Annotated in this window: 23 protein-coding genes; 17 read left to right on the plus strand and 6 right to left on the minus strand. The window is 68.3% G+C overall.

Annotation, left to right across the window (positions count from 1 at the left end):
* Positions 1–247 precede the first annotated feature (247 nt).
* The 6 genes from ACT2FV_RS31750 to ACT2FV_RS31775 all read left to right on the plus strand — a co-directional run bounded on the left by ACT2FV_RS31750 (position 248) and on the right by ACT2FV_RS31775 (position 7,357).
* On the plus strand, positions 248–1,291 hold the full coding sequence (locus ACT2FV_RS31750; RefSeq protein WP_444505390.1) for a bile acid:sodium symporter family protein: 1,044 nt from the start codon (positions 248–250) through the stop codon (positions 1,289–1,291).
* 350 nt (positions 1,292–1,641) lie between these two features.
* Positions 1,642–3,486, plus strand: a complete 1,845-nt coding sequence (locus ACT2FV_RS31755; protein WP_174920173.1) for an EAL domain-containing protein — start codon at positions 1,642–1,644, stop codon at positions 3,484–3,486.
* Positions 3,487–3,835: 349 nt separating this feature from the next.
* The gene (locus ACT2FV_RS31760) at positions 3,836–4,855 is read left to right on the plus strand and encodes a LacI family DNA-binding transcriptional regulator (RefSeq protein ID WP_059605698.1); all 1,020 of its coding nucleotides are present in this window, start codon (positions 3,836–3,838) and stop codon (positions 4,853–4,855) included.
* Positions 4,852–6,132, plus strand: a complete 1,281-nt coding sequence (locus ACT2FV_RS31765) for an AGE family epimerase/isomerase (RefSeq protein WP_444505391.1) — start codon at positions 4,852–4,854, stop codon at positions 6,130–6,132. The genes ACT2FV_RS31760 and ACT2FV_RS31765 overlap by 4 nt, the downstream gene beginning before the upstream one ends.
* A complete protein-coding gene (locus tag ACT2FV_RS31770; protein ID WP_059685317.1) occupies positions 6,129–7,037 on the plus strand; it encodes a carbohydrate kinase family protein in 909 nt (302 codons plus the stop codon). The genes ACT2FV_RS31765 and ACT2FV_RS31770 overlap by 4 nt, the downstream gene beginning before the upstream one ends.
* A 98-nt stretch (positions 7,038–7,135) precedes the next feature.
* Complete coding sequence (locus ACT2FV_RS31775) at positions 7,136–7,357, plus strand: hypothetical protein (RefSeq protein WP_059450680.1); 222 nt, start codon at positions 7,136–7,138, stop codon at positions 7,355–7,357.
* A gap of 63 nt (positions 7,358–7,420) precedes the next feature.
* Here ACT2FV_RS31775 and ACT2FV_RS31780 read toward each other — a convergent pair whose 3' ends face one another.
* The gene (locus ACT2FV_RS31780; RefSeq protein ID WP_057928625.1) at positions 7,421–7,615 is read right to left on the minus strand and encodes a DUF2905 domain-containing protein; all 195 of its coding nucleotides are present in this window, start codon (positions 7,613–7,615) and stop codon (positions 7,421–7,423) included.
* Between the two features lie 13 nt (positions 7,616–7,628).
* On the minus strand, positions 7,629–8,819 hold the full coding sequence (locus ACT2FV_RS31785; protein ID WP_059605708.1) for a class I SAM-dependent methyltransferase: 1,191 nt from the start codon (positions 8,817–8,819) through the stop codon (positions 7,629–7,631).
* Between the two features lie 13 nt (positions 8,820–8,832).
* Here ACT2FV_RS31785 and ACT2FV_RS31790 point away from each other — a divergent pair, with 13 nt between their 5' ends.
* From ACT2FV_RS31790 to ACT2FV_RS31820, 7 genes are all read left to right on the plus strand, one after another.
* Positions 8,833–9,576 carry an SDR family oxidoreductase gene (locus ACT2FV_RS31790; protein WP_124901963.1) on the plus strand — a complete coding sequence of 248 codons (744 nt, stop codon included), beginning with the start codon at positions 8,833–8,835 and terminating at the stop codon, positions 9,574–9,576.
* A 78-nt stretch (positions 9,577–9,654) separates the two neighbouring features.
* Complete coding sequence (locus ACT2FV_RS31795; RefSeq protein ID WP_059450683.1) at positions 9,655–10,059, plus strand: dihydroneopterin aldolase; 405 nt, start codon at positions 9,655–9,657, stop codon at positions 10,057–10,059.
* Positions 10,056–11,051 carry a tRNA 2-thiocytidine(32) synthetase TtcA gene (gene ttcA, locus ACT2FV_RS31800; protein WP_059605714.1) on the plus strand — a complete coding sequence of 332 codons (996 nt, stop codon included), beginning with the start codon at positions 10,056–10,058 and terminating at the stop codon, positions 11,049–11,051. The genes ACT2FV_RS31795 and ttcA overlap by 4 nt, the downstream gene beginning before the upstream one ends.
* Before the next feature lie 134 nt (positions 11,052–11,185).
* Positions 11,186–12,547: a bifunctional UDP-N-acetylglucosamine diphosphorylase/glucosamine-1-phosphate N-acetyltransferase GlmU gene (gene glmU / locus ACT2FV_RS31805; protein WP_444505392.1), complete on the plus strand. Its 1,362-nt coding sequence runs from the start codon at positions 11,186–11,188 to the stop codon at positions 12,545–12,547.
* A 54-nt stretch (positions 12,548–12,601) separates the two neighbouring features.
* Positions 12,602–14,419, plus strand: a complete 1,818-nt coding sequence (gene glmS, locus ACT2FV_RS31810) for a glutamine--fructose-6-phosphate transaminase (isomerizing) (RefSeq protein ID WP_226117641.1) — start codon at positions 12,602–12,604, stop codon at positions 14,417–14,419.
* A 50-nt stretch (positions 14,420–14,469) separates the two neighbouring features.
* Positions 14,470–14,955 carry a hypothetical protein gene (locus ACT2FV_RS31815; protein ID WP_444505393.1) on the plus strand — a complete coding sequence of 162 codons (486 nt, stop codon included), beginning with the start codon at positions 14,470–14,472 and terminating at the stop codon, positions 14,953–14,955.
* The gene (locus ACT2FV_RS31820; RefSeq protein WP_059450688.1) at positions 14,955–15,173 is read left to right on the plus strand and encodes a hypothetical protein; all 219 of its coding nucleotides are present in this window, start codon (positions 14,955–14,957) and stop codon (positions 15,171–15,173) included. Before ACT2FV_RS31815 ends, ACT2FV_RS31820 begins: the two co-directional genes overlap by 1 nt.
* A gap of 86 nt (positions 15,174–15,259) precedes the next feature.
* Here the strand turns inward: ACT2FV_RS31820 and ACT2FV_RS31825 are convergent, their stop codons facing one another.
* Positions 15,260–16,096 (minus strand): FTR1 family iron permease, encoded by an 837-nt coding sequence (locus ACT2FV_RS31825; RefSeq protein ID WP_124629788.1) that lies wholly within the window; start codon positions 16,094–16,096, stop codon positions 15,260–15,262.
* 12 nt (positions 16,097–16,108) lie between these two features.
* Entirely contained in the window at positions 16,109–16,441 is a 333-nt protein-coding gene (locus tag ACT2FV_RS31830) for a cupredoxin domain-containing protein (RefSeq protein ID WP_444505394.1), read from the minus strand.
* Between the two features lie 332 nt (positions 16,442–16,773).
* Between ACT2FV_RS31830 and ACT2FV_RS31835 the strand changes: the two genes are divergently transcribed.
* A complete protein-coding gene (locus tag ACT2FV_RS31835) occupies positions 16,774–16,974 on the plus strand; it encodes a heavy-metal-associated domain-containing protein (protein WP_006754615.1) in 201 nt (66 codons plus the stop codon).
* A gap of 49 nt (positions 16,975–17,023) precedes the next feature.
* On the opposite strand, the gene ACT2FV_RS31840 is transcribed toward ACT2FV_RS31835, so the two are convergent.
* Together ACT2FV_RS31840 and ACT2FV_RS31845 are read right to left on the minus strand one after the other, a co-directional pair.
* Positions 17,024–18,514, minus strand: a complete 1,491-nt coding sequence (locus ACT2FV_RS31840) for an aldehyde dehydrogenase (protein ID WP_444505395.1) — start codon at positions 18,512–18,514, stop codon at positions 17,024–17,026.
* Positions 18,515–18,599: 85 nt separating this feature from the next.
* Positions 18,600–19,151 (minus strand): cupin domain-containing protein, encoded by a 552-nt coding sequence (locus ACT2FV_RS31845; RefSeq protein WP_014895828.1) that lies wholly within the window; start codon positions 19,149–19,151, stop codon positions 18,600–18,602.
* 468 nt (positions 19,152–19,619) lie between these two features.
* Between ACT2FV_RS31845 and ACT2FV_RS31850 the strand changes: the two genes are divergently transcribed.
* From ACT2FV_RS31850 to ACT2FV_RS31860, 3 genes are all read left to right on the plus strand, one after another.
* Positions 19,620–19,802, plus strand: coding sequence for a hypothetical protein (locus ACT2FV_RS31850; protein ID WP_006488040.1), 183 nt, complete (start codon positions 19,620–19,622; stop codon positions 19,800–19,802).
* 285 nt (positions 19,803–20,087) lie between these two features.
* Entirely contained in the window at positions 20,088–20,873 is a 786-nt protein-coding gene (locus ACT2FV_RS31855; protein WP_444505396.1) for a gamma-glutamyl-gamma-aminobutyrate hydrolase family protein, read from the plus strand.
* Positions 20,874–20,901: 28 nt separating this feature from the next.
* Complete coding sequence (locus ACT2FV_RS31860) at positions 20,902–22,239, plus strand: glutamine synthetase family protein (protein WP_059605738.1); 1,338 nt, start codon at positions 20,902–20,904, stop codon at positions 22,237–22,239.
* The last annotated feature ends 33 nt before the right edge of the window (positions 22,240–22,272 follow it).

A 22,272-nucleotide genomic window follows, 5' to 3' on the forward strand; every position in this document is an offset into this window, starting at 1 on the left:
AAGTGTTAGGTCGCGGGCATGGGTGTAACACCATGTTACTGCTAGGTTTTTTCACTTGCGGGCGTACTCGCGGCAGAACATTCTTCTGCCGTTTTGCGCATCGGCCGCCTCCGTTGACGCTTACCGTCACATGCAACCGATTCATCAATCGATTCACACAATGAATTTGTGTATTGAATGACCTACCGGGACAATATCGGTTTCGCGCGCGACCTGCGCGCCTGCCGTTTCCGAATCAACATCCCCGATGGCCCGTCCCCGTTTTCTCCCCGACAACTTCACGCTCGCGCTCGTCGGCACCGTCGTGCTCGCGAGCCAGCTGCCGTGCCGCGGCCCGGCCGCCCATGCGTTCAACTGGGCGACCAACATCGCGGTCGGCCTGCTGTTCTTCCTGCACGGCGCGAAGCTGTCGCGCGAGGCTGTCGTCGCGGGCGCGACCCACTGGCGGCTGCATGCGGTCGTGCTGCTCAGCACGTTCGCGCTGTTCCCGCTGCTCGGCCTCGCGCTCAAGCCCGTGCTGCAGCCGCTCGTCACGCCTGCGCTCTACGCCGGCGTGCTGTTTCTGTGCACGCTGCCGTCGACAGTCCAGTCATCGATCGCGTTCACGTCGATCGCGAAGGGCAACGTGCCGGCCGCCGTGTGCGCGGCGTCCGCGTCGAGCCTGCTCGGAATCTTCGTGACGCCGGCGCTCGTCGGGCTGATGATCACGTCTCAGTCGGCCGCGGCCGCGTCGCCGTGGAGCACCGTCGGGAGCATCGTGATGCAGCTGCTCGTGCCGTTCGTCGCCGGCCAGCTGCTGCGGCCCGTGATCGGCGGCTGGATCGAACGCAATCGCGGCGTGCTGCGCTTCGTCGACCAGGGCTCGATCCTGCTCGTCGTCTACGTCGCGTTCAGCGAGGCCGTGAACCAGGGGCTGTGGCACCAGATGCCGGCGCGCGCGCTCGGCGGCCTGCTGGTCGTCAACGTCGTGCTGCTCGTGATCGCGCTGGTGCTGACCACGTTCGTCAGCAAGCGGCTCGGCTTCAACCGCGCCGACCAGATCACGATCATCTTCTGCGGCTCGAAGAAGAGCCTCGCGGCCGGCGTGCCGATGGCGAAGGTGATCTTCTCCGCGCAGGCGGTCGGCGCGATCGTGCTGCCGCTGATGCTGTTCCACCAGATCCAGCTGATGGCGTGCGCGGCGCTCGCGCAGCGCTGGGGCACGCGCGACATGCGCGGCGAGCGTGACGGCGACGAGGGGGCGGCCGGTGCCGCACGCGGACGCGGTGCGCTGAGCGCGGGCAAGCGCTGACGCGGGAGGCCGCGCGGCCGGCACGGCTGGCCGCGCGGGTGCATTCGCGTCTTTCTCGTTCCGTTTCTTCCGCTTCCTCCGCTTCTTCCGCCTCCTCCGCCTCCTCCGCCTCCTTCGCCTCCTCCGCTTCCTCCGCTTCCTCCGCCTCCTCCGCCTCCTCCGCCTCCTCCGCTTCCTCCGCTTCCTCCGCTTCCTCCGCTTCCTCCGTCGCACCGCCCCCGTCCACCCAACGCGATGCATGCACCATCAACGCGCATCGCGTCACGAAATCTTCATTCAATTCTTCGCACACGCTGCCGTTAAAGTCGGGCGTCCCGTCGCCTCGGCCGCCCTCACCCTCACCCTCGCCCATGCCCGCGCCCCATCCCGACTCGTCCACCGCCCACACCACGCGCCTGATCGTGGAGCGTGCGCTCGCGGCCGTGTTCCAGCCGATCGTCGACCTCGGGTCGGGGACGGTCGTCGGCTACGAAGGCCTGATCCGCGGCCCGCGCGGCACCGACCTCGAGGCGCCCGCCGCGCTGTTCGCGCAGGCCGCGCGCGAAGGCGCGACCATCGCGCTCGAACAGGCCGCCGCGCTCACCTGCCTCGACGCGTTCGCGGCGCTCGGCTGCGACGGCAAGCTGTTCCTCAATTTCAGCGCCGGCACGATCCTGCAGCTCGCCAGCGAACGCGAGCGCGCGCGCGCGCGCCAGTTTCTCGGCCGCGCGCGGATCGGCGCGGAGCGCATCGTGATCGAGCTGACCGAGCAGAACGCGATACTGGATGTCGCGCACATCGGGCCGGCGGTCGCGTCGCTGCGCGACGCCGGCATCCAGTTCGCGCTCGACGACTACGGCACCGCCAACGCGAGCATGAACCTGTGGCTGCGCCTGCAGCCGGACGTCGTGAAGGTTGACCGCTTCTTCATTCACGACATCTCGCGCGACCCGCTCAAGTTCGAGGCCGTGAAGGCCATGCAGCACTTCGCGCAGGCGAGCGGCGCGCGACTGATCGCGGAAGGCATCGAGAACGAATGCGACCTGATCGTCGTGCGCGACATGGGCATCTGCTGCGTGCAGGGCTTCCTGCTCGGCCGGCCGGACGCGCAGCCGTCGCGGGTCGTCGCGCCGGCCGCGCGCGATGCGATCCGCGCGCCGCACATCGCGGTGTTTCCCGGCGCGACGCGCACCGTGCGGCCGGCCGGCACGATCGCCGCGAAAATGCTCGTCGCCGCGCCGCCGCTGCCGCGCGACGCGACCAGCAACGACGTGCTCGACCTGTTCAACCGGATGCCCGACCTGCATGCGGTCGCGCTCGTCGAACACGGGCGGCCGGTCGCGCTCGTGAATCGCCGCGGCTTCATCGACCGCTTCGCGCTGCCGTATCACCGCGAGGTGTTCGGAAAGAAACCGTGCCTGCAGTTCGCGAACGATGCGCCGCTGATGATCGACAACGCGACGACGTTCGAGCAACTCGCGACGCTGCTCGCGAGCCACGACCAGCGCTATCTCGCGGACGGCTTCGTGATCACCGAACACGGCCGCTACGTCGGGCTCGGCACCGGCGAGAGCCTCGTGCGCGCGGTGACCGAGATGCGCATCGAAGCCGCGCGCTACGCGAACCCGCTGACCTTCCTGCCCGGCAACATTCCGATCAGCGCGCACATCGACCGCCTGCTCCAGCGCGACGCCGGCTTTCATGCGTGCTACGTCGACCTGAACCAGTTCAAGCCGTTCAACGACCAGTACGGCTACTGGCAGGGCGACGAGGTGCTGAAGTTTGCCGCGACGGTGCTGGCCGGCGTGTGCGACCCGCAGCGCGACTTTCTCGGGCACGTCGGCGGCGACGATTTCCTCGTGCTGTTCCAGCGCGACGACTGGCACGCGCGCGCGACCGACGCGATCGCGCGCTTCAACGAAGGCGCGCAGCGCTTCTACACGCAGGCCGACCGGCAGGCAGGCGGGCTGCGCGGCGAGGACCGCCACGGCAACCCGGCGTTCTTCGGCTTCGTGACGATGGCGATCGGCGCGGTCGGCGTGCCGGCGGGTGCGCACGGCGCGATGCGCTATGGCAGCGACGAGATCGCGTCGGTCGCGGCGCTCGCGAAGCGGCGCGCGAAACAGCAGCCGGGCGGGCTCGCGGTCGTCGATCTCGATTCAGGCCGCGCGGCGCTGCGCGATCGCGGCGGGCCGCCGCACGCGGCGGCGGGCTGAACGGCGGGCGGTTGCCGCAGGCAAGCGCGCTGCCGGCCGGTGCGGACGGCGGTGCCGGCGCCGCGCACCTGCGCCGGCCCCCAATCGACTCCGGGCAACGGCCTGCCGTTCGTCCGTCGCGGACCGGGCATCCGAACGCGTGCGCCTCGTCCGCCCCGCCGGCATCGCCCCTTTCCATGCGATCACCTTGCCTTTTCCGCGTTTTGTTTAGTATTTTTAGTAACGTCGTTTTCGCAGATTAGCGCGTAAAAACCCGTTATTTCCGGGTATTCCCCGGTTATCCGGCCCGAATTTGGCGCCGTGTTTTACTATACAATCGCCATCATCCTAAACAAACCGGACCCGAACGATGGGCACCACCATTCGCGACGTAGCGCGGGCGGCAGAGGTCTCGATCGGCACCGTCTCCCGTGCGCTGAAAAACCAGCCGGGCCTGTCGGAAGCCACGCGGGCGCGCGTCGTCGAGATCGCGCAGCACCTCGGCTACGACCCGGCCCAGTTGCGCCCGCGCATCCGCCGGCTCACCTTCCTGCTGCACCGCCAGCACAACCGCTTTCCCGCCAGCCCGTTCTTCTCGCACGTGCTGCACGGCGTCGAGGACGCGTGCCGCGAGCGCGGCATCGTGCCGACGCTGCTCACGGTCGGCCCGAACGACGACGTGTTGCGCCAGATGCGCCCGCACGCGCCCGACGCGATCGCGGTGGCCGGCTTCATCGAGCCCGAGACGATCGAAGCGCTCGCCGCGACCGGCCGACCGCTCGTGCTGATCGACCTGTGGGCGCCCGGCCTGCGCTCGGTGAACATCGACAACGCGACGGGCGCGGCGCTCGCGATGCGCCACCTGCTCGCCATCGGCCGCTCGCGGATCGCGTTCATCGGCGGCTCGGCCGCGCACTTCAGCATCGCGCAGCGCGCGATCGGCTACCGCCGCGCGTTCTTCGAGGCCGGGAGGCTGTTCGATCCCGCGTACGAAGTGACGATCGACGCCGGGCTCGACCCCGACACCGGCGCCGCGCGCGCGATGCAGCAGCTGCTCGACGCGCCCGGCCCACGCCCGGACGCCGTGTTCGCGTACAACGACGCCGCCGCGCTGGCCGCGCAGCGCGTGTGCATCGCGCGCGGCGTGCGGATTCCGGAAGACATCGCGATCGTCGGCTTCGACGACATCCCGGCCGCCGCGCACGCGAACCCGCCGCTCACGACGCTCGCCGTCGACAAGGAAGCGCTCGGCCGCCGCGGCGTCGAACTGCTGCTCGCCGAATCGCCCGAGCGCACCGAGATCTCCCTGCCCGTCGAACTGATCGTACGGGCCAGCAGCCAGCCCGCCGGCTCACCGGCACTCGATACCGCCACGGTCACCGAATCATGAACATGCCCCCGGTCCAATCCCGCACGGCCGCGCCGGCCGCCCACGCGCAAGCGGCACCGTTCGTCGCGAGCTTCCGCGAGCCGTCGTTCCTGCTGTCGCACATCGAGGACACGCTGCGCTTCTACGCGCAGAACGCGTTCGACCCGACGGGCGGCTTCTACCATTACTTCCGCGACGACGGCAGCATCTACAACCGCACGTCGCGGCACCTGGTCAGCAGCTGCCGGTTCGTCTTCAACTACGCGATGGCGTACCGGCATTTCGGCGATCCGCGCCACCTCGACTACGCACGCCACGGGCTGCGCTTCCTGCGCGACGCGCACTGGGATGAAGCGCTGCAGGGCTACGACTGGGAACTCGACTGGCGCGACGGCGCGAAACGCGCGACGCTCGACGGCACGCGCCACTGCTACGGGCTCGCGTTCGTGCTGCTGGCGGCCGCGCACGCTGCGATGGCCGGCATCGATGAAGCGCGCGCGCTGATCGCGTCGACCTACGAGCTCGCCGAGCACCGCTTCTGGGACGCGGCCGCCGGCCTCTATGCGGACGACGCGACGCCGAACTGGAACGTGTCGTCGTACCGCGGCCAGAACGCGAACATGCACATGACGGAAGCGCTGCTCGCGGCGTACGAGGCGACCGGCCATCTCACCTATCTCGATCGCGCGGAAAAGCTCGCGACCCACATCACGCGGCGCCAGGCTTCGCTGTCGGGCGGCCTCGTGTGGGAGCACTACCATGCGGACTGGTCGGTCGACTGGGACTACAACAAGGAGGACAGCTGGAACATCTTCCGTCCGTGGGGCTTCCAGCCCGGGCACCAGACCGAATGGGCGAAGCTGCTGCTGATCCTGGAGCGGCACCGCCCGCTCGACTGGCTCGTGCCGCGCGCGGCCGAGCTGTTCGACGCGGCGCTCACGCATGCGTGGGACGCCGATCACGGCGGCCTCTGCTACGGCTTCGGCCCCGACTTCACGATCTGCGACCACAACAAGTATTTCTGGGTGCAGGCGGAAACCTTCGCGGCGGCCGCGATGCTCGGCGCGCGCACCGGCAGCGAGCGCTTCTGGGACTGGTACGACGAGATCTGGCGCTACAGCTGGACGCATTTCGTCGATCACCGCTACGGCGCGTGGTACCGGATCCTCACCTGCGACAACCGCAAGTACAGCGACGAGAAGAGCCCGGCCGGCAAGACCGACTATCACACGATGGGCGCATGCTACGACGTGCTCGCGACCCTCGCGCGCGCGGCGCGCAGCGAGCCGACGCAATGAGCGGCGGCACCTTTCCGGCCTTCGTGTCGGCGGGCGACATCCTGACCGACATGGTGCGCGCGGGCGACGCGCAGTGGACCTCGGTGCCGGGCGGCGCCGGCTGGAACGTCGCGCGCGCGGTCGCGCGGCTCGGCGTGCCGAGCGCGCTCGCGGGCGCGATCGGCGAAGACTGCTTCTCCGACGTGCTGTGGCGTACCAGCGAGGCGGCCGGGCTCGACCTGCGCTTCCTGCAGCGGGTGCCGCGTGCGCCGCTGCTCGCGATCGTCCACGAGACGCGGCCGCCTGCGTACTTCTTCATCGGCGAAGCGAGCGCGGATCTCGCGTTCGACCCGGCGCGGCTGCCGGCCGGCTGGGCCGGACACGTGAAGTGGGCGCACTTCGGCTGCATCAGCCTCGTGCGCGAACCGCTCGCGAGCACGCTCGTCGCGCTCGCGGCCGACCTGCACGCGCGTGGCGTGAAGATCAGCTTCGATCCGAACTACCGGAACCTGATGACGGCCGCGTACCGGCCGACGCTCGAGAAGATGGCCGCGCTCGCCGACCTGATCAAGGTGTCCGACGAGGACCTGCGCCACCTGTTCGGCGGCGACGGCCCCGATGCGGTCGCGGCGGTGCGCGCGCTGAATCCGCGCGCGGCCGTGCTCGTCACGCGCGGCGCGCAGGCGGCCACGCTTTACGCGGACGGCGACGTGCTCGAGGCCAGCCCGCCGCGCGTCGAGGTGGTCGACACCGTCGGCGCGGGCGACGCGTCGATCGGCGGCATGCTGTTCAGCCTGATGGCCGCGCCGCAGCGGTCGTGGCGCGAGCATCTCGCGTTCGCGCTCGCGGCGGGCGCCGCCGCGTGCCGGCATACGGGCGCGCATGCGCCGACGCTCGACGAGGTCGTCGCGCTGCTCGAACGGTGACGGGACGATGACGGCGCGCTGATCGGTCGCCGATTAGCGGCGCTGTACATGCTGCGCCGCAGTGCTACGATGAAGTGTCCTATTGCGGGAGAGGCACGATGGACACGAACACGTTCACGAAAGGCATCTACACGGCCAAGGCGCATACGCAGCACGCCGCCAACGGACAGTTCCAGGGTTACGTGATCCTCGCCCGGGACGACGGCGACGAGACGGAGAACATGCGCTACGACGTCCACACGACGAGTCCGAGCGAGGAAGAGGCGTTCGACGAAGCGAAGGCGCTCGCGCACCGGATCCTCGGCGAAATCGAACTGTAACGCGCCGAACCATCCCACGCGCGCCGCGGCCCGGTCGCGGCGCGCCGCCGCATTCGGCGCGGCTCAGAGCAGCCGCGCCACCATCGACACCAGCATCGTCAGCACCAGCGTCGACATGAACGGGAACGGGTAGCGCCGCCCGCCGAGCGTCAGCGTGACGTCGCCCGGCATCCGCCCGATGCCGAACTTGCCGAGCCACGGCCAGCAGCGCGTCAGGATCATCACCGCGACGAACGACGCCATCAGCCAGCGCAGCATCCCGGGCTCCCCGTCAGAGCGCGTGCGAGCGGTCGCCGCGCGCGAAGGCGTCGAGCGTGCCGTCGATCCCGCGCGAGAACGCGATCACCTTGAACAACTCGCCCATCTCCGCTTCCGAGATCAGCTTCTGCACCGCGTTCGCGGCCGGCAGGAACTGGTGGATGTCGGAAGGATCGATCGCGGCCAGCGCGTCGGTGATGCCTGCGTTCAACAGGAAGCGCGCCTGCGACGTGTAGCCGAGCAGGTCGGCGCCGGTCGCGACGCCCGCGTCGTAGATGCCCGTGAATTCGACGTGTGCGGTGATGTCCTGCAGCCCCGGGTACAGGAATGCGTCGTCATGCGCGTGATGGCGGTAGTGGCACATCAGCGTGCCGCGGTCGCGCTGCGGATGGTAGTACTCGTGCGCGGGGAACCCGTAGTCGACCAGCAGCACCGCGCCACGCCCGAGCATCGTGCACACGGTACGCGTGAACGCCAGCGCGGCTTCGTGCGTCTCGGTCACGTAGCCGTCGTCGACGTCGAGCGTCGCGAGCACCGGCGGCAGGCCGGCCGCGCCGGCGGGCCGGTCGTCGAACACGAACGCGTGCCGCGCGTCGAGCGCGACGCCGCGCTCGAGCCACACGCCGCCCGCCTTCGCGAAGAGGCGCACCGGCATCGCGTCGAGCACCTCGTTGCCGACCACGACGCCGTCGAAGCGCTCGGGCAGCGCGTCGAGCCAGCGCACCTTCGCGGCGAGCGCCGGCGCGGCCGCCGCAATCGTGTCGCGCTGCCGTTCGCGCAGTTCGCCGGACAGGTCGACGATCAGGTATTCGTCGAGCTCGACGCCGAGCGCATCGAGCGCCGCGAGCAGCCCGGCCGCGAGCTTGCCCGTGCCCGCGCCGAACTCCATCACGCGGCGCGTGCCGCTTGCCGCCAGCGCTTGCGCGACGGGATTCGCGAGCGTCTGCGCGAACAGCGGCGACAGCTCGGGGGCCGTCACGAAGTCGCTGCCGTCGTCGGCGCGGCGGCCGAACTTGCGCGCGCCGCCGCTGTAATAGCCGAGGCCGGGCGCATACAGCGCGCGCTCCATGAAGCGGTCGAACGGCAGCCAGCCGCCGGCCGCCGCGATCTCGTCGCGCAGTTGCGCGGCAAGGGTTTCGGACTGCGCGAGCGCGTCAGGGCCGGGAGCAGGTAAACTAGCGGGTTCGTGAGCTTTCGGGTTCATCCCGGCATTGTAAATGACCGTTTCAGCCGATACGTCGCCCCCGCGCATCGCGCTCGTCGCCGGCGCGCTGGGCAGCGCGGCCGACGCCGCGTCGCTCGGTCGCGCGCTCGCGACCGGATTCGCGCAACACGGCTGGGACGTCGCGCTGCAGCGCAGCCCCGGCACGCCGCGCGCGGCCGCCGACGCGCTCGTCGCCGAAGTCGCCGCCCGCGGGCGCCGTGCAGCCGTGCTCGACGCCGATCTGGCCCTGGAAACCGACGCGGCCGCGCTCGTCGCCGCGTGTGCTGCGGCGCTCGGCCGGCCCGCCTGTGCGGTGTTCGTGAGTGCATGCGCCGCCACCGACGACGCGCACACCGTGGACGGCGCATCGCTCGCCGCCGCGCTCGCGCGCAACGTGACGGCGCCGCTCGCGCTGGCCCGGGCGCTTGCCGACGCGACGCCCGACGCCGCGCGTGACGACGAATCGCTGCGCGCCTGCGTGATCCACGTGCTGGATCAGGCCCTGTTTCACCCGGCGCCGGCGCAGTTGTCGCACGCGCTGATGCAGGCCGCGCTGAACCGCGCGACCTCCGCGCTGGCGCTGGCCCTCGCGCCGAAGGTGCGCGTCGCGGCGCTCGTGCGCGGCCATGCGCCGCACGCGAACGACATCGCGGCGGCGGCCTGCTATCTCGCGAGCGCGCCCGGCGTCACGGGCGCGACGCTGACCGTCGACGGCGGCGAGCACCTGGTGCCGCCCGCCGCCGGCCCGAATGAATGAACCGCGCGGATCGCGCGGCGTGATCGCCGCCGCCCGCGCCGCTTTGCGTGCGCGCACGCCAATTTGACTGGGACGACCATGTTTTCCGCTCTCCTGCACCCCCGCCTCGCGGACTGCCGCAGGCTCTACCTGCGCGACTACGAGGTGCACATCAACATCGGGGCCTTCGAACACGAGAAGCGCGGCGAGCAGCGCGTCGTCATCAACGTCGACCTGTTCGTGCCGCTCGCGCTGTCCACCCCCGTCGACGACCGGCTGCATGAAGTCGTCGACTACGACCTGATGAAGCAGAGCGTCGCGCAGTGCGTGGCGCGCGGCCACATCCACCTGCAGGAAACGCTGTGCGACGCGATCGCCGCGAACCTGCTGGCGCACGACGCCGTGCGCGCGGTACGCGTCTGTACCGAGAAACCGGACGCCTATCCGGACTGCGACGCCGTCGGCGTCGAAGTCTTTCGCATCAAGGACGAGGAGCGCGCATGAACGCCCCCCACATGAACGACACGGCGGCCGATGGCGCCGCCATCGAAGCCACCGCCGCCGACACCGGCCGCCGCGTGCTGACGCGCCGCGAGCAGAAGGAAGCGTACGAGAACAACAAGCTGTTCAAGCGGATCGTGCGCCAGGTCGGCCAGGCGATCGGCGACTACAACATGATCGAGCAGGGCGACAAGGTGATGGTGTGCCTGTCGGGCGGCAAGGACAGCTACGCGATGCTCGACGTGCTGCTGCGCCTGCGCGAGCGCGCGCCGATCGACTTCGACATCGTCGCGGTCAACCTCGACCAGAAGCAGCCGGGCTTCCCTGAACACGTGCTGCCCGAGTACCTGACGCAGGTCGGCGTGCCGTTCCACATCGAGAACCAGGACACCTACAGCATCGTCAAGCGGCTCGTGCCCGAAGGCAAGACGACCTGCTCGCTGTGCTCGCGGCTGCGCCGCGGGATCCTGTACCGCGTGGCCGGCGAGCTCGGCGCGACCAAGATCGCGCTCGGCCACCACCGCGACGACATCCTGCAGACGCTGCTGCTCAACATGTTCTACGGCGGCAAGCTGAAGGGAATGCCGCCGAAGCTGCAGTCGGACGACGGCAGGAATGTCGTGATCCGCCCGCTCGCATACGTGAAGGAAACCGATCTCGAGAAATACGCGGAGCTGCGCGAATTCCCGATCATCCCGTGCAACCTGTGCGGCAGCCAGCCGAACCTGAAGCGCGCGGAAATGAAGGCGCTGATCCGTGAATGGGACAAGCGCTTCCCGGGCCGCGTCGACAACATGTTCAGCGCGCTCGCGAACGTCGTGCCGTCGCACCTGATGGATACGACCCAGTTCCCGTTCGCGTCGCTGCGCGCGACCGGCGTTGCCGATCCGCAGGGCGACATCGCGTTCGACGAGGAGCCGTGCGCGTCCGGCGAAGAGACCGCCGCGCCGGGCGCCGCGAAACCGATCTCGATCGTCCAGTTCGACGACCTGTAAGCAGGGTCCGAACACCCGCCGGAACCGGGGCCGCAGCCTCGTTCCGGCGCTGTCGCCCCGCCGCGACAGGCCCGGAACGACGGGGGCCGCATGCTAAAATGGACGGCTTCGAACTCCTCTGACAAGCTGGCGCCATGAATATCGTGATTTTGGCGGCAGGCACCGGCAAGCGCATGCGTTCCGCGCTGCCGAAAGTGCTCCATCCCCTGGCCGGCAGGCCGCTCCTCTCCCACGTCATCGCCACCGCGCGCACGCTGCAGCCGTCGCGGCTCGTCGTCGTGGTCGGTCACGGCGCCGAGCAGGTCCAGGCCGCCGTCGCCGCGCCCGACGTCCAGTTCGCGGTGCAGGCCGAGCAGCTCGGCACCGGCCACGCGGTACGCCAGGCGCTGCCGCTGCTCGATCCCGCGCAACCGACGCTGGTGCTGTACGGCGACGTGCCGCTCACCCGCGCGTCGACGCTGCGGCGTCTCGTCGACGCCGCGCGCGAGGGCCGCTACGGGATTCTGACCGTCACGCTCGACGACCCGACCGGCTACGGCCGCATCGTGCGCGACGCGTCCGGCTTCGTCACGCGCATCGTCGAGCAGAAGGACGCGTCGCCCGAGCAGCTGAAGATCGCCGAGATCAACACCGGCATCATCGTCACGCCCACGGCCCAGCTGTCGATGTGGCTCGGCGCGCTGAAGAACGAGAACGCGCAGGGCGAGTACTACCTGACCGACGTCGTCGAGCTCGCGATCGAGGCCGGCTTCGAGATCGTCACGGCGCAGCCCGACGAGGAATGGGAAACGCTCGGCGTGAACAGCAAGGCGCAGCTCGCGGAGCTCGAGCGCATCCATCAGCGCAACGTCGCCGATGCGCTGCTCGTCGACGGCGTCACGCTCGCCGATCCGGCGCGGCTCGACGTGCGCGGCACGCTGCGCTGCGGCCGCGACGTGTCGATCGACGTGAACTGCGTGTTCGAAGGCAACGTGACGCTCGCCGACAACGTGACGATCGGCGCGAACTGCGTGATCCGCAACGCGTCGGTCGGCGCCGGCACGCGCATCGACGCGTTCACGCACATCGACGGCGCCGAGCTCGGCGCGAACACCGTGATCGGCCCGTACGCGCGGCTGCGCCCCGGCGCGCAGCTCGCGGACGAGGCGCACGTCGGCAACTTCGTCGAGGTGAAGAACGCGGTGATCGGCCACGGTTCGAAGGCGAACCACCTCACCTACATCGGCGACGCCGACATCGGCGCGCGCGTGAACATCGGCGCGGGCACGATCACCTGCAACTACGACGGCGCGAACAAGTTCCGCACCGTGATCGAGGACGACGTGTTCGTCGGCTCCGACACGCAGCTCGTCGCGCCGGTGCGCGTCGGCCGCGGCGTGACGATCGCGGCCGGCACGACGATCTGGAAGGACGTTGCCGACGGCCTGCTCGCATTGAACGAGAAGACCCAAACGACGAAGAGCGGCTACGTCCGCCCGGTCAAGAAGAAGAGCTGAACCTTTAGCGGGCGCCCGGACGGCGCCCGCGTCGACTTACAGGATGGACCATTCATGTGCGGCATTGTCGGCGCAGTTGCGCAGCGTAATATCGTTCCGGTGCTGATCGAAGGATTGCGGCGCCTCGAATACCGTGGCTACGACTCGTGCGGCGTCGCCGTGCTCGAGCCGGGCGCGCCAAAGCGCGCGCGCAGCGTCGCGCGCGTCGCCGATCTCGATGCGCAGGTGCAGGAATCGCATCTCGAAGGCACGACCGGCGTCGCGCACACGCGCTGGGCGACGCACGGCGCGCCCGTCACGCACAACGCGCACCCGATCTTCTCGTCGAACGCGCTCGCGCTGGTGCACAACGGCATCATCGAGAACTTCGAGCCGCTGCGCGAAGCGCTGCGCGCGAAGGGCTACGAGTTCGTGTCGCAGACCGACACCGAAGTCATCGCGCACCTCGTGCACAGCCTGTATCGCGGCAACCTGTTCGACGCGGTGCGCGAAGCCGTGCAGCAGTTGCACGGCGCGTATGCGATCGCCGTGATCCACAAGGACCAGCCGCACACCGTCGTCGGCGCGCGCCAGGGTTCGCCGCTCGTCGTCGGCCACGGCGACGGCGAGAACTTCCTCGCGTCCGACGCACTCGCGCTGGCCGGCAGCACCGACCACTTCACGTTCCTCGAGGAAGGCGACGTGTGCGAGCTGTCGCTCGACGGCGTGAAGATCGTCGATCGTCACGGCGCGCTCGCGCAGCGCGAGATCCGCGTCGTCAGCGCATACGGCGGCGCGGTCGAGCTGGGCCCGTATCGCCACTTCATGCAGAAGGAAATCTTCGAGCAGCCGCGCGCGATCGGCGACACGGTGCCGCAAACCGAAGCGTTCGACGCGACGCTGTTCGGCGATGCGGCCCCCGCCGCGTTCGCGGAGATCGACAGCCTGCTGATCCTCGCGTGCGGCACGAGCTACTACTCGGGCCTCACCGCGAAATACTGGCTCGAATCGATCGCGAAGATCCCGACCCAGGTCGAGATCGCGAGCGAATACCGCTACCGCGAATCCGTGCCGAACCCGCGCCAGCTCGTGCTGGTGATCTCGCAGTCGGGCGAGACGGCCGACACGCTCGCCGCGCTCAAGCACGCGCAGTCGCTCGGTCACACGCATACGCTCGCGGTGTGCAACGTCGCGACGAGCGCGATGGTGCGCCTCACGGAGATGCAGTTCCTGACGCACGCAGGCACCGAGATCGGCGTTGCGTCGACCAAGGCGTTCACGACGCAGCTCGTCGCGCTGTTCGTGCTGGCCGCGACGCTCGGCAAGCTGCGCGGGCACGTCGACGCCGCGCAGGAAGCCGAATTCCTGAAGCAGTTGCGCCACCTGCCGGCCGCGCTGAACAGCGTGCTCGCGCTCGAGCCGCAGATCATCGCGTGGTCGGAGGAATTCGCGCGCAAGGAAAACGCACTGTTCCTCGGCCGCGGGCTGCACTACCCGATCGCGCTCGAAGGCGCGCTGAAGCTGAAGGAAATCTCATACATCCATGCCGAGGCGTATCCGGCCGGCGAACTGAAGCACGGGCCGCTCGCGCTCGTCACCGAAGCGATGCCGGTCGTCACGGTCGCGCCGAACGACACGCTGCTCGAGAAGCTGAAGTCGAACATGCAGGAAGTGCGCGCACGCGGCGGCGAGCTGTACGTGTTCGCGGATGCCGACACGCAAATCGTCAACGACGAAGGCCTGCACGTGATCCGGATGCCGGAACACTACGGGCAGCTGTCGCCGATCCTGCACGTCGTGCCGCTGCAACTGCTCGCATATCACACCGCATGCGCGCGCGGCACCGACGTCGACAAACCGCGCAACCTCGCGAAGTCGGTGACGGTGGAGTAAGCAATCGGCGCAGCGCGGTCCGGCGCGCCGACGAGACTGACGGAGAGACCATGGTAAGACTGTTTGGATGCGGATTGCTGGCGCTGACCTTCGCGTCGACGGGCTGGGCGGCCGAGCACTACGTCGAAGTCTGGAACCCGCCCGAGGCGCGGTCGCCGGCGGCGCGTACGCCGGATGCCCGTACGCCGGATGCCCGCACGCCGGCAGCGCGCCCAGGTGCCGACGCGCACGCCGGCGGCAAGACCGTGGAAAAGCACGCGAGCGTGCAGCCGAAGGCTGCGGTCAAGCCGCACAAGCGCCGCGTCGCACAAGCCGTGAAAAGCACGCCGCATCGACCGACCGCCGCGACGGTCGATGCGCCGGCCGCACCGCGCCCGGTCGCGCAGCCTACGCCGGGCCGGCTCACGGTGATGCAGCCGGCCATGCCCGACACGCCGCACGCACTCAAGTTCTCGGACATCCCGCGGCAATACACACCGGACGGCAACGTGCTGCGTGTCGGCACGAGCAGCCGCTCCGCGGAGGTGACGCGATAATGGAAGCGCAGACCTATCACGGCTACCAGATCTGGGGCCATTCGATCCTGCAGCAGGATGAAATCCTGCAGCCCGAACGCTTCGCGGCGAGCGGCACGATCACGCAGAACAATCGGCTCGTCGAAGCGTCGGGCGTGCTCGGCGTGTTCGATACCGAGGACGAAGCGCGCGAAGCGGGGCTCGAATGGGCCCGCGCATGGATCGACAACCATCGCTGAACGGGCCGCGCGGCTGCGCGCGAGCCGTCAACGCAAGAAAAAAGGGGCGTCCATGACGCCCCTTTCTGCATTCGGCCCCGGCCCGCTCAGGCAACGGGCCGCGGCGGCGGCACCACCGTCCGGGGCCGGCCGACGAGCCGCGCCAGCACGACGATCGCGACCAGCGTGACGACGTACGCAACGATCTGGATCCCCGCCGGACGCGCGGTATAGCCGATCAGCGTATGCAGCGCCTTGCCGACGATGCTCGATTCCTTGAGCAGCCACGAGGTATCCCAGACCGCATCGCCCCACGACGGCACGAGGCCGGCTGCAAGCAGGAAGCCGACGCACTGGCTCGCCATCCCCGCCGCGAGCAGCACGATCAGCGCGTTGGTGACGGAGAAAAGGCGCTTGAGCGGAATCTGCAGCAGGCCCGCATACATCGCGTAGCCGAGCCCGGCGCCGCCCAGCACGCCGAGCAGCCCGCCGACGATCATCTGCGGCGTCTGTCCCGGATCGCCCGCCGCGATGCCGTACAGGAACAGCACGGCCTCGGAGCCCTCGCGCAGCACCGCGACGCCGACGACGATCGCGAGCCCCGTCAGCGGCCGGCTGCCGGCTGCGACGGCCCGGCCGACCTCGCCCATGTGCAGCGCCATCTCGCGGCCGTGGCGACTCATCCAGATGCAGTGCCACGCGAGCATCAGCGTCGCGACGAACATCACGCCGGCGTTGAAGACTTCCTGCCCCATGCCGGAGGCCCACTGCGAAATCACGTCGGCGAACGCGGCGATCAGGCCGGCGCCGATCACGCCGCCGACGAGGCCGCCGCCGACCCACCAGCCGCGGCTCGGCACGCCCTTGGTCGCGGCCATCACGATCGACACCACCAGCGCGGCCTCGAGCACTTCACGAAAGACGATCAGGGCGGTAGACAGCATGGCGATATCCGCTTATTTGACGGTCAGGTGCGTCTTCGACTGCGCTTCATGATACTCGTCGTGGAACTCGTAGGTGCCGGCGTTCAGCGGCCCGACCAGGATCTCGACCGACTTGCCGGCCGGCACGACCTTCTCCGCCTTGAAATCGTCACTTTCGAATTCCGCGGGCGTCGCATCGAGGTTCTTCACGACGAACTTCACCTTCTCGCCGGCCGGAATCGTCACGCCGTCGGGCGAAAACTTGTGGTTCTTCAGGGTCAGGTTGACGACGTCGTCGGCAGCGAATGCGGACGTTGCCGATGCGCCCAGCAGGGCCAGTGCGAAACCGAAAGCGAAGCGATTCATACGGGTACCGAAATGAAATATCGAGGGGAATCGATAGTAAGATCGATTCGCATTTCCCTCTCCCAGTACCCTTACTCACGGCATGGACATCGGGCGTCAGTGATGCGACGCGCACCTTGTCGCGCAAGGCTCCGCGAGATTTCGCCGGCAATACGCGGCCGTCAATCGGGAAAAATTCGGACTGACGCACACGGGCAGATTGCGATTCGTCTGACATCAGCTTTACAAATTGCTTGTGCGGTGTCGAACGCGACGAATGGCTTGACCTTCCCACCATGGCAAGCTTCATGCTGGCAATGTTTGTGAATCGCCAATCAACCCAGGAGAACACGATGGAATTCGAAGTCCAGGACATGACCTGCGGCGGCTGCGCCAACGCCATCACGCGCGCCGTGACGGCAGCGGACCCCGCCGCGAAGCTCGACATCGACGTGGCCGCGAAGACGGTCAAGGTCGAATCGGCGCAAGGTGCCGAACGCGTGCAGTCGATCATCGAAGCCGCGGGCTTCCACCCGGCATTGCGCTCGGCCTGACGCGCGCGGGCGCGGCGCCCCTCGGCACCGCGCCCGTACACCGGCCGCGTCAGCGCAGCCGGATCAGCGTCGACTTCAGCTCGGTGTATTTCTCGAGCGCGTGCAGCGACTTGTCGCGGCCGTTGCCCGACTGCTTGTAGCCGCCGAACGGGAAGTTCATGTCGCCGCCTTCGTCGTAGCAGTTCACCCACACCGTGCCCGCCCGTAGCCGGCGCGACACGTCGTGCGCGGTCGTCAGGTTCGACGTCCACACGGCCGCGGCCAGCCCGTATTCGGTGTCGTTCGCGATCCGCACCGCCTCGTCGACATCGTCGAACACGATCACCGACAGCACGGGGCCGAAGATCTCCTCGCGCGCGATCTTCGCATCGGGCTTGACCTCGAACACCGTCGGTTCCACGTAGAAGCCGCCCGTCTCCTCCTTCACGCGCGCGCCGCCCGTGACGAGCGTGCCTTCCTTGCGCCCGGCATCGATGTAGCCGAGCACGCGCTCGAGCTGGATCCCGTCGACGATCGCGCCCATCGATACCGACGGATCGAGCGGGTTGCCCGGCACGTACGCACGCGCGGCCGCCACCAGCTTCTCGATGAACGCGTCCTTGATGTCGCGATGCACGAGCAGGCGCGAGCCGGCCGTGCACATCTCGCCCATGTTGTAGAAGATCGCCCCGGCCGCGGCCTGCGCGGCGCGCTCGAGGTCCGGACAATCCGGCAGCACGATGTTCGGCGACTTGCCGCCGAGCTCGAGCCACGCGCGCTTCAGGTTCGACTGCGCGGCGTACTGCATGATCAGCTTGCCGACCGCGGTGGAGCCGGTGAACGCGATGCAGTCGACATCGCGATGCAGCGCGAGCAGCTTGCCCGGTTCGCCGGCGCCCGGCACGACGTTGAACACGCCGGCCGGGATGCCGGCCTCGTATGCGAGCTGCGCGACGCGGATCGCGGTCAGCGGCGATTTCTCCGACGGCTTCAGCACGACGCTGTTGCCGGCCGCGAGCGCCGGGCCGAACTTCCATGCGGCCATCAGGATCGGGAAGTTCCACGGCACGACGGCCGCCACCACGCCGACCGGCTCGCGCGTGACGAGACCGACGAGATGATGGTCGGCCGGCGCGACTTCGCCGCCGACCTTGTCGATCGCTTCGGCGAACCACTCGACGCAATAAGCGGCGCCCGGCACGTCAACCGTCGTGGTGTCGCCGATCGGCTTGCCCGCATCGAGAGTCTCGAGCAGCGAAAGTTCGTCGAGATGCTCGCGCATCAGCGCGGCCCAGCGCAGCAGCACGGCCTTGCGCGCGCGCGGGTTCAGTCCGGCCCACACGCCGGCGTCGAACGCGCGGCGCGCGGCCGCGACGGCGGCGTTCACGTCGGCCTCTCCGCAATCGGCGACCTTCGCGAGCACGCGGCCGTCGATCGGGCTCACGCAGTCGAACGTCCTGCCGCCGTGCGCGTCGCGCGACGTGCCGTCGATGAATGCGCGCCCTTCAATCGTGAGCGACGCCGCCTTGTCCTGCCAGTCAGCCAAAGTCAACTTGTTCATCAGGATGCCTCAATTGTCGTGGCATTCGCGCTGCGGCACGCCGCGCAACGGCAAGACTGCCGGCGACGAATGCAGTGATGCGGGCTCAGAAGGTGGCCGGCGAATTCGCCGACACGACCTCGCAGAGCTGTTCCGCGCTGGGATTGCGAAAACGGTGCGGCAAACGGCTTTCGAAGTAGTAGCCGTCTCCGGGGTCGAGCAGCCAGGTCGCGCCGTCGACGGTGAGCTCGAGCCGGCCCGACACGACCACGCCGCCCTCGTGCCCCGCGTGCACGAGCATCTCGGGCCCCGTATCGGCGAGCGGCTGGTAGATCTCGCGCATGATGCACATGTTGCGGTCCTTCACGCCCGCGCCGACGAGATGAAATGCGAGCGCGTCGTTGCCAAGGTTCGGCATCTCGTCGCGGCGCGATACGACCGAGCGCGATTCGACGAGTTCGAACGTGAAGAACTCCGCGAGACTCATCGGAATGCATTCGAGCAGTTTCTTCAGCGAGCCGACCGACGGGCTTACGCGCCCCTGTTCGATCAGCGAGATCGTGCCGTTGGTCACGCCGGCCCGCTTCGCGAGTTCACGCTGCGACAGGCCATGCTTGTTGCGCACGAAACGCAGGCGCTCGGCGACTTCGGTGGACATCGATTCGGTTTCGGACACGATAGAAGTGCGGTGAAAAAGTGAAACGACGCGTGGAGCGGCGTTACGCAGCCGTTGAATATTCTAATCACTTTATGCCGCGCATCAGCGGGGAAAACCCTGAAAGGCGTTCGAAATAATGAACACCCAGCGGGTCATTCCATTTACGAATATTTTGTTCGGAGTGCCTCGGGAAAGCCCTGACACGAGACCGTCAAAAAACATTTGACGCCGTTTTTGGCTCGTATATGCTGGCTCTCAGGTCAGCGTCATTGGCCATTCATCGGCACCGAAAAACGTTATTGCAACGTAAAAATTGATGCCCATCGATGTAAATGACGCAGGTCCGGCACCTCGATTATTTTAAACGCCTCGCGCGCCGAAACGATCAGGTGTTCAATACTTTCAACAAATCAGTCGAGTGTAATCGTGAGAGTCCGTGGCCCTCTGGTGAGGTGGGATCGAGGCGATGTGCGAAGTTTGCGCAGCGCTGTTCCCGCTTCCGATGGCAGTTGCGGCTGGCATAGTCCTCGCCTGCTGCATCTGTCGATCTACACCATCCTGTCCCGTCGTTCCGTTCGCCGTCACAACGCCGTTTCCGCACGCGCGTTCGTGGCCGTCGATACCGACGAAGTCGCATCGCTGCTGCCATAGCGCCTCTCCTCCTTTTCTCGTCGTTCGTTTCAACTGCCTGCTCGTCAGCCGCGTCGTCTGCGCGGTGACGGAACGCGTTCGCGCATCCATTGCCGCGTCGCGCAGCGCAACGAAACGAACGACGGCCTGACCGTCGCGCGCAGCGCGGATCGCCATGCGACCCCGTTGCGCCCATTCACCAGCGGCCTTGCGCATTTCGCCAGGCTGCGGGGCCGTGTCGCGCCTGCATTTCGCGATTTTCCCGCGTAACGCACGCCATGGCCCTACGGACAACTGATTGACGTCATGGAAAGGAAACCCCTCGTCGGCATCACCGCCGACTTCACGCAAATCGGCGCACATGCGTCGCACACGGTCGGCGACAAGTACGTCGCGGCGATCGTCGACGGCGCACACGCGCTCGCGATGGTGCTGCCCGCGCTCGGCGATCGCCAGTCGACCGACGACGTGCTCGCCACGGTCGACGGCCTGTTGTTTACCGGCAGCTATTCGAACGTCGAGCCGCACCTGTATGGCGGCGAGCCGAGCGAGCCCGGCACGAAGCACGATCCCGCGCGTGACGCGACGACGCTGCCGCTGCTGCGCGCGGCGATCGCCGCTGGCGTGCCCGTGCTGGCCGTGTGCCGCGGCTTCCAGGAGCTGAACGTCGTCTGCGGCGGCACGCTGCATCAGCGCGTGCACGAAGTGCCCGGCCTCGCCGATCACCGCGAGGACGACGACGCGCCGATGGACACGCAATACGGCCCCGCGCACGTCGTGCGCCTGACGCCCGGCGGCGTGCTGCACACGCTCGCCGGCGGCCGCGACGACGTGCACGTGAACTCGCTGCACAAACAGGGCGTCGCGCAGCTCGGTGCCGGCCTCGCCGTCGAAGCCGTCGCGCCGGACGGCCTGGTCGAGGCCGTCAGCGTCGTCGATGCACCAGCCTTCGCCCTCGCCGTGCAATGGCACCCGGAATGGCGGCATGCGCATGACCCGCTGTCGAGCGCGATCTTCCGCGCCTTCGGCGACGCATGCCGCGCCCGCCGGAACGCCAGCGAGCGCACCAGGGCCGCCGCCGCGCTCGCATGAGCGCGTCGAACAACCAACGAGAACGAACATGCAAGACATCGACGAATTTCTGAAGCAGTACCGGATCACCGAGATCGAAGCAATCATTCCCGACATGGCCGGCATCGCGCGCGGCAAGATCACGCCGCGCAACAAGTTCACGTCCGGCGAATCGATGCGCCTGCCGCAGGCCGTGATGGTACAGACCGTCACCGGCGAGTATCCGGAAGACGGCTCGCTGACCGGCGTGACCGACCCCGACATGGTGTGCGTGCCCGACACGTCGACCATTCGCCTGATCCCGTGGGCGGTCGACCCGACCGCGCAAGTGATCCACGACTGCGTGCACTTCGACGGCTCGCCGGTCGAGATCTCGCCGCGCTACGTGCTGCGCCGCGTGCTCGACCTGTACAAGGCGAAGGGCTGGAAGCCCGTCGTCGCGCCGGAGCTCGAGTTCTACCTGGTCGACATGAACAAGGACCCGGACCTGCCGCTGCGTCCGCCGGTCGGCCGCACGGGCCGCCCCGAGACGGGCCGCCAGTCGTATTCGATCGAGGCGGTCAACGAGTTCGACCCGCTGTTCGAGGACATCTACGAGTACTGCGAAGCACAGAACCTCGACATCGACACGCTGATCCACGAAGTCGGCGCCGCGCAGATGGAGATCAACTTCATGCACGGCGACGCGCTGTCGCTCGCCGACCAGGTGTTCCTGTTCAAGCGCACGGTGCGCGAGGCCGCGCTGCGTCACAACATGTACGCGACGTTCATGGCCAAGCCGATGGAAAACGAGCCGGGTTCGGCGATGCACGTGCACCAGAGCATCGTCGACGAGGAGACGGGCCAGAACCTGTTCACGTCGCGGGAAACCGGCGGCGCGACGTCGATGTTCTACAACTACCTCGCGGGGCTGCAGAAATACACGCCCGCCTTGATGCCGATCTTCGCGCCGTACATCAATTCGTACCGCCGGCTGTCGCGCTTCATGGCCGCGCCGATCAACGTGCAGTGGGGCTACGACAACCGCACGGTCGGCTTCCGCATCCCGCACTCGGGCCCGGCCGCGCGCCGCATCGAGAACCGGATCCCGGGCGTCGACTGCAACCCGTATCTCGCGCTCGCGGCGACGCTCGCGGCCGGCTATCTCGGCATGACGCAGCGTCTCGAACCGACCGAACCGCTCGTCAGCGACGGCTACGAACTGCCGTACCAGCTGCCGCGCAACCTCGAGGAAGGGCTCACGCTGATGGCCGCGTGCGAGCCGCTCGGCGAAATTCTCGGCCACAAGTTCCTGAAGGCGTATTTCGCACTGAAGGAAACCGAATACGAAGCGTTCTTCCGCGTGATCAGCTCGTGGGAACGCCGCCATCTGCTGCTGCACGTCTGAGCGTGCGCACGACCGAATACGGAATCACGGAGG

Source organism: Burkholderia sp. PR2, assembly GCF_052372875.1.
Classification (GTDB): Bacteria; Pseudomonadota; Gammaproteobacteria; order Burkholderiales; family Burkholderiaceae; genus Burkholderia; species Burkholderia diffusa.

Excerpts from the sequence above, each read along its gene's own strand:
- ACT2FV_RS31750 (WP_444505390.1), top strand. The coding sequence starts at position 248 with ATGGCCCGTCCCCGTTTTCTCCCCGACAACTTCACGCTCGCGCTCGTC.
- ACT2FV_RS31755 (WP_174920173.1), top strand. The coding sequence starts at position 1,642 with ATGCCCGCGCCCCATCCCGACTCGTCCACCGCCCACACCACGCGCCTG.
- ACT2FV_RS31760 (WP_059605698.1), top strand. The coding sequence starts at position 3,836 with ATGGGCACCACCATTCGCGACGTAGCGCGGGCGGCAGAGGTCTCGATC.
- ACT2FV_RS31765 (WP_444505391.1), top strand. The coding sequence starts at position 4,852 with ATGAACATGCCCCCGGTCCAATCCCGCACGGCCGCGCCGGCCGCCCAC.
- ACT2FV_RS31770 (WP_059685317.1), top strand. The coding sequence starts at position 6,129 with ATGAGCGGCGGCACCTTTCCGGCCTTCGTGTCGGCGGGCGACATCCTG.
- ACT2FV_RS31775 (WP_059450680.1), top strand. The coding sequence starts at position 7,136 with ATGGACACGAACACGTTCACGAAAGGCATCTACACGGCCAAGGCGCAT.
- ACT2FV_RS31780 (WP_057928625.1), bottom strand. The coding sequence starts at position 7,615 with ATGCTGCGCTGGCTGATGGCGTCGTTCGTCGCGGTGATGATCCTGACG.
- ACT2FV_RS31785 (WP_059605708.1), bottom strand. The coding sequence starts at position 8,819 with ATGAACCCGAAAGCTCACGAACCCGCTAGTTTACCTGCTCCCGGCCCT.
- ACT2FV_RS31790 (WP_124901963.1), top strand. The coding sequence starts at position 8,833 with ATGACCGTTTCAGCCGATACGTCGCCCCCGCGCATCGCGCTCGTCGCC.
- ACT2FV_RS31795 (WP_059450683.1), top strand. The coding sequence starts at position 9,655 with ATGTTTTCCGCTCTCCTGCACCCCCGCCTCGCGGACTGCCGCAGGCTC.
- ttcA (WP_059605714.1), top strand. The coding sequence starts at position 10,056 with ATGAACGCCCCCCACATGAACGACACGGCGGCCGATGGCGCCGCCATC.
- glmU (WP_444505392.1), top strand. The coding sequence starts at position 11,186 with ATGAATATCGTGATTTTGGCGGCAGGCACCGGCAAGCGCATGCGTTCC.
- glmS (WP_226117641.1), top strand. The coding sequence starts at position 12,602 with ATGTGCGGCATTGTCGGCGCAGTTGCGCAGCGTAATATCGTTCCGGTG.
- ACT2FV_RS31815 (WP_444505393.1), top strand. The coding sequence starts at position 14,470 with ATGGTAAGACTGTTTGGATGCGGATTGCTGGCGCTGACCTTCGCGTCG.
- ACT2FV_RS31820 (WP_059450688.1), top strand. The coding sequence starts at position 14,955 with ATGGAAGCGCAGACCTATCACGGCTACCAGATCTGGGGCCATTCGATC.
- ACT2FV_RS31825 (WP_124629788.1), bottom strand. The coding sequence starts at position 16,096 with ATGCTGTCTACCGCCCTGATCGTCTTTCGTGAAGTGCTCGAGGCCGCG.
- ACT2FV_RS31830 (WP_444505394.1), bottom strand. The coding sequence starts at position 16,441 with ATGAATCGCTTCGCTTTCGGTTTCGCACTGGCCCTGCTGGGCGCATCG.
- ACT2FV_RS31835 (WP_006754615.1), top strand. The coding sequence starts at position 16,774 with ATGGAATTCGAAGTCCAGGACATGACCTGCGGCGGCTGCGCCAACGCC.
- ACT2FV_RS31840 (WP_444505395.1), bottom strand. The coding sequence starts at position 18,514 with ATGAACAAGTTGACTTTGGCTGACTGGCAGGACAAGGCGGCGTCGCTC.
- ACT2FV_RS31845 (WP_014895828.1), bottom strand. The coding sequence starts at position 19,151 with ATGTCCACCGAAGTCGCCGAGCGCCTGCGTTTCGTGCGCAACAAGCAT.
- ACT2FV_RS31855 (WP_444505396.1), top strand. The coding sequence starts at position 20,088 with ATGGAAAGGAAACCCCTCGTCGGCATCACCGCCGACTTCACGCAAATC.
- ACT2FV_RS31860 (WP_059605738.1), top strand. The coding sequence starts at position 20,902 with ATGCAAGACATCGACGAATTTCTGAAGCAGTACCGGATCACCGAGATC.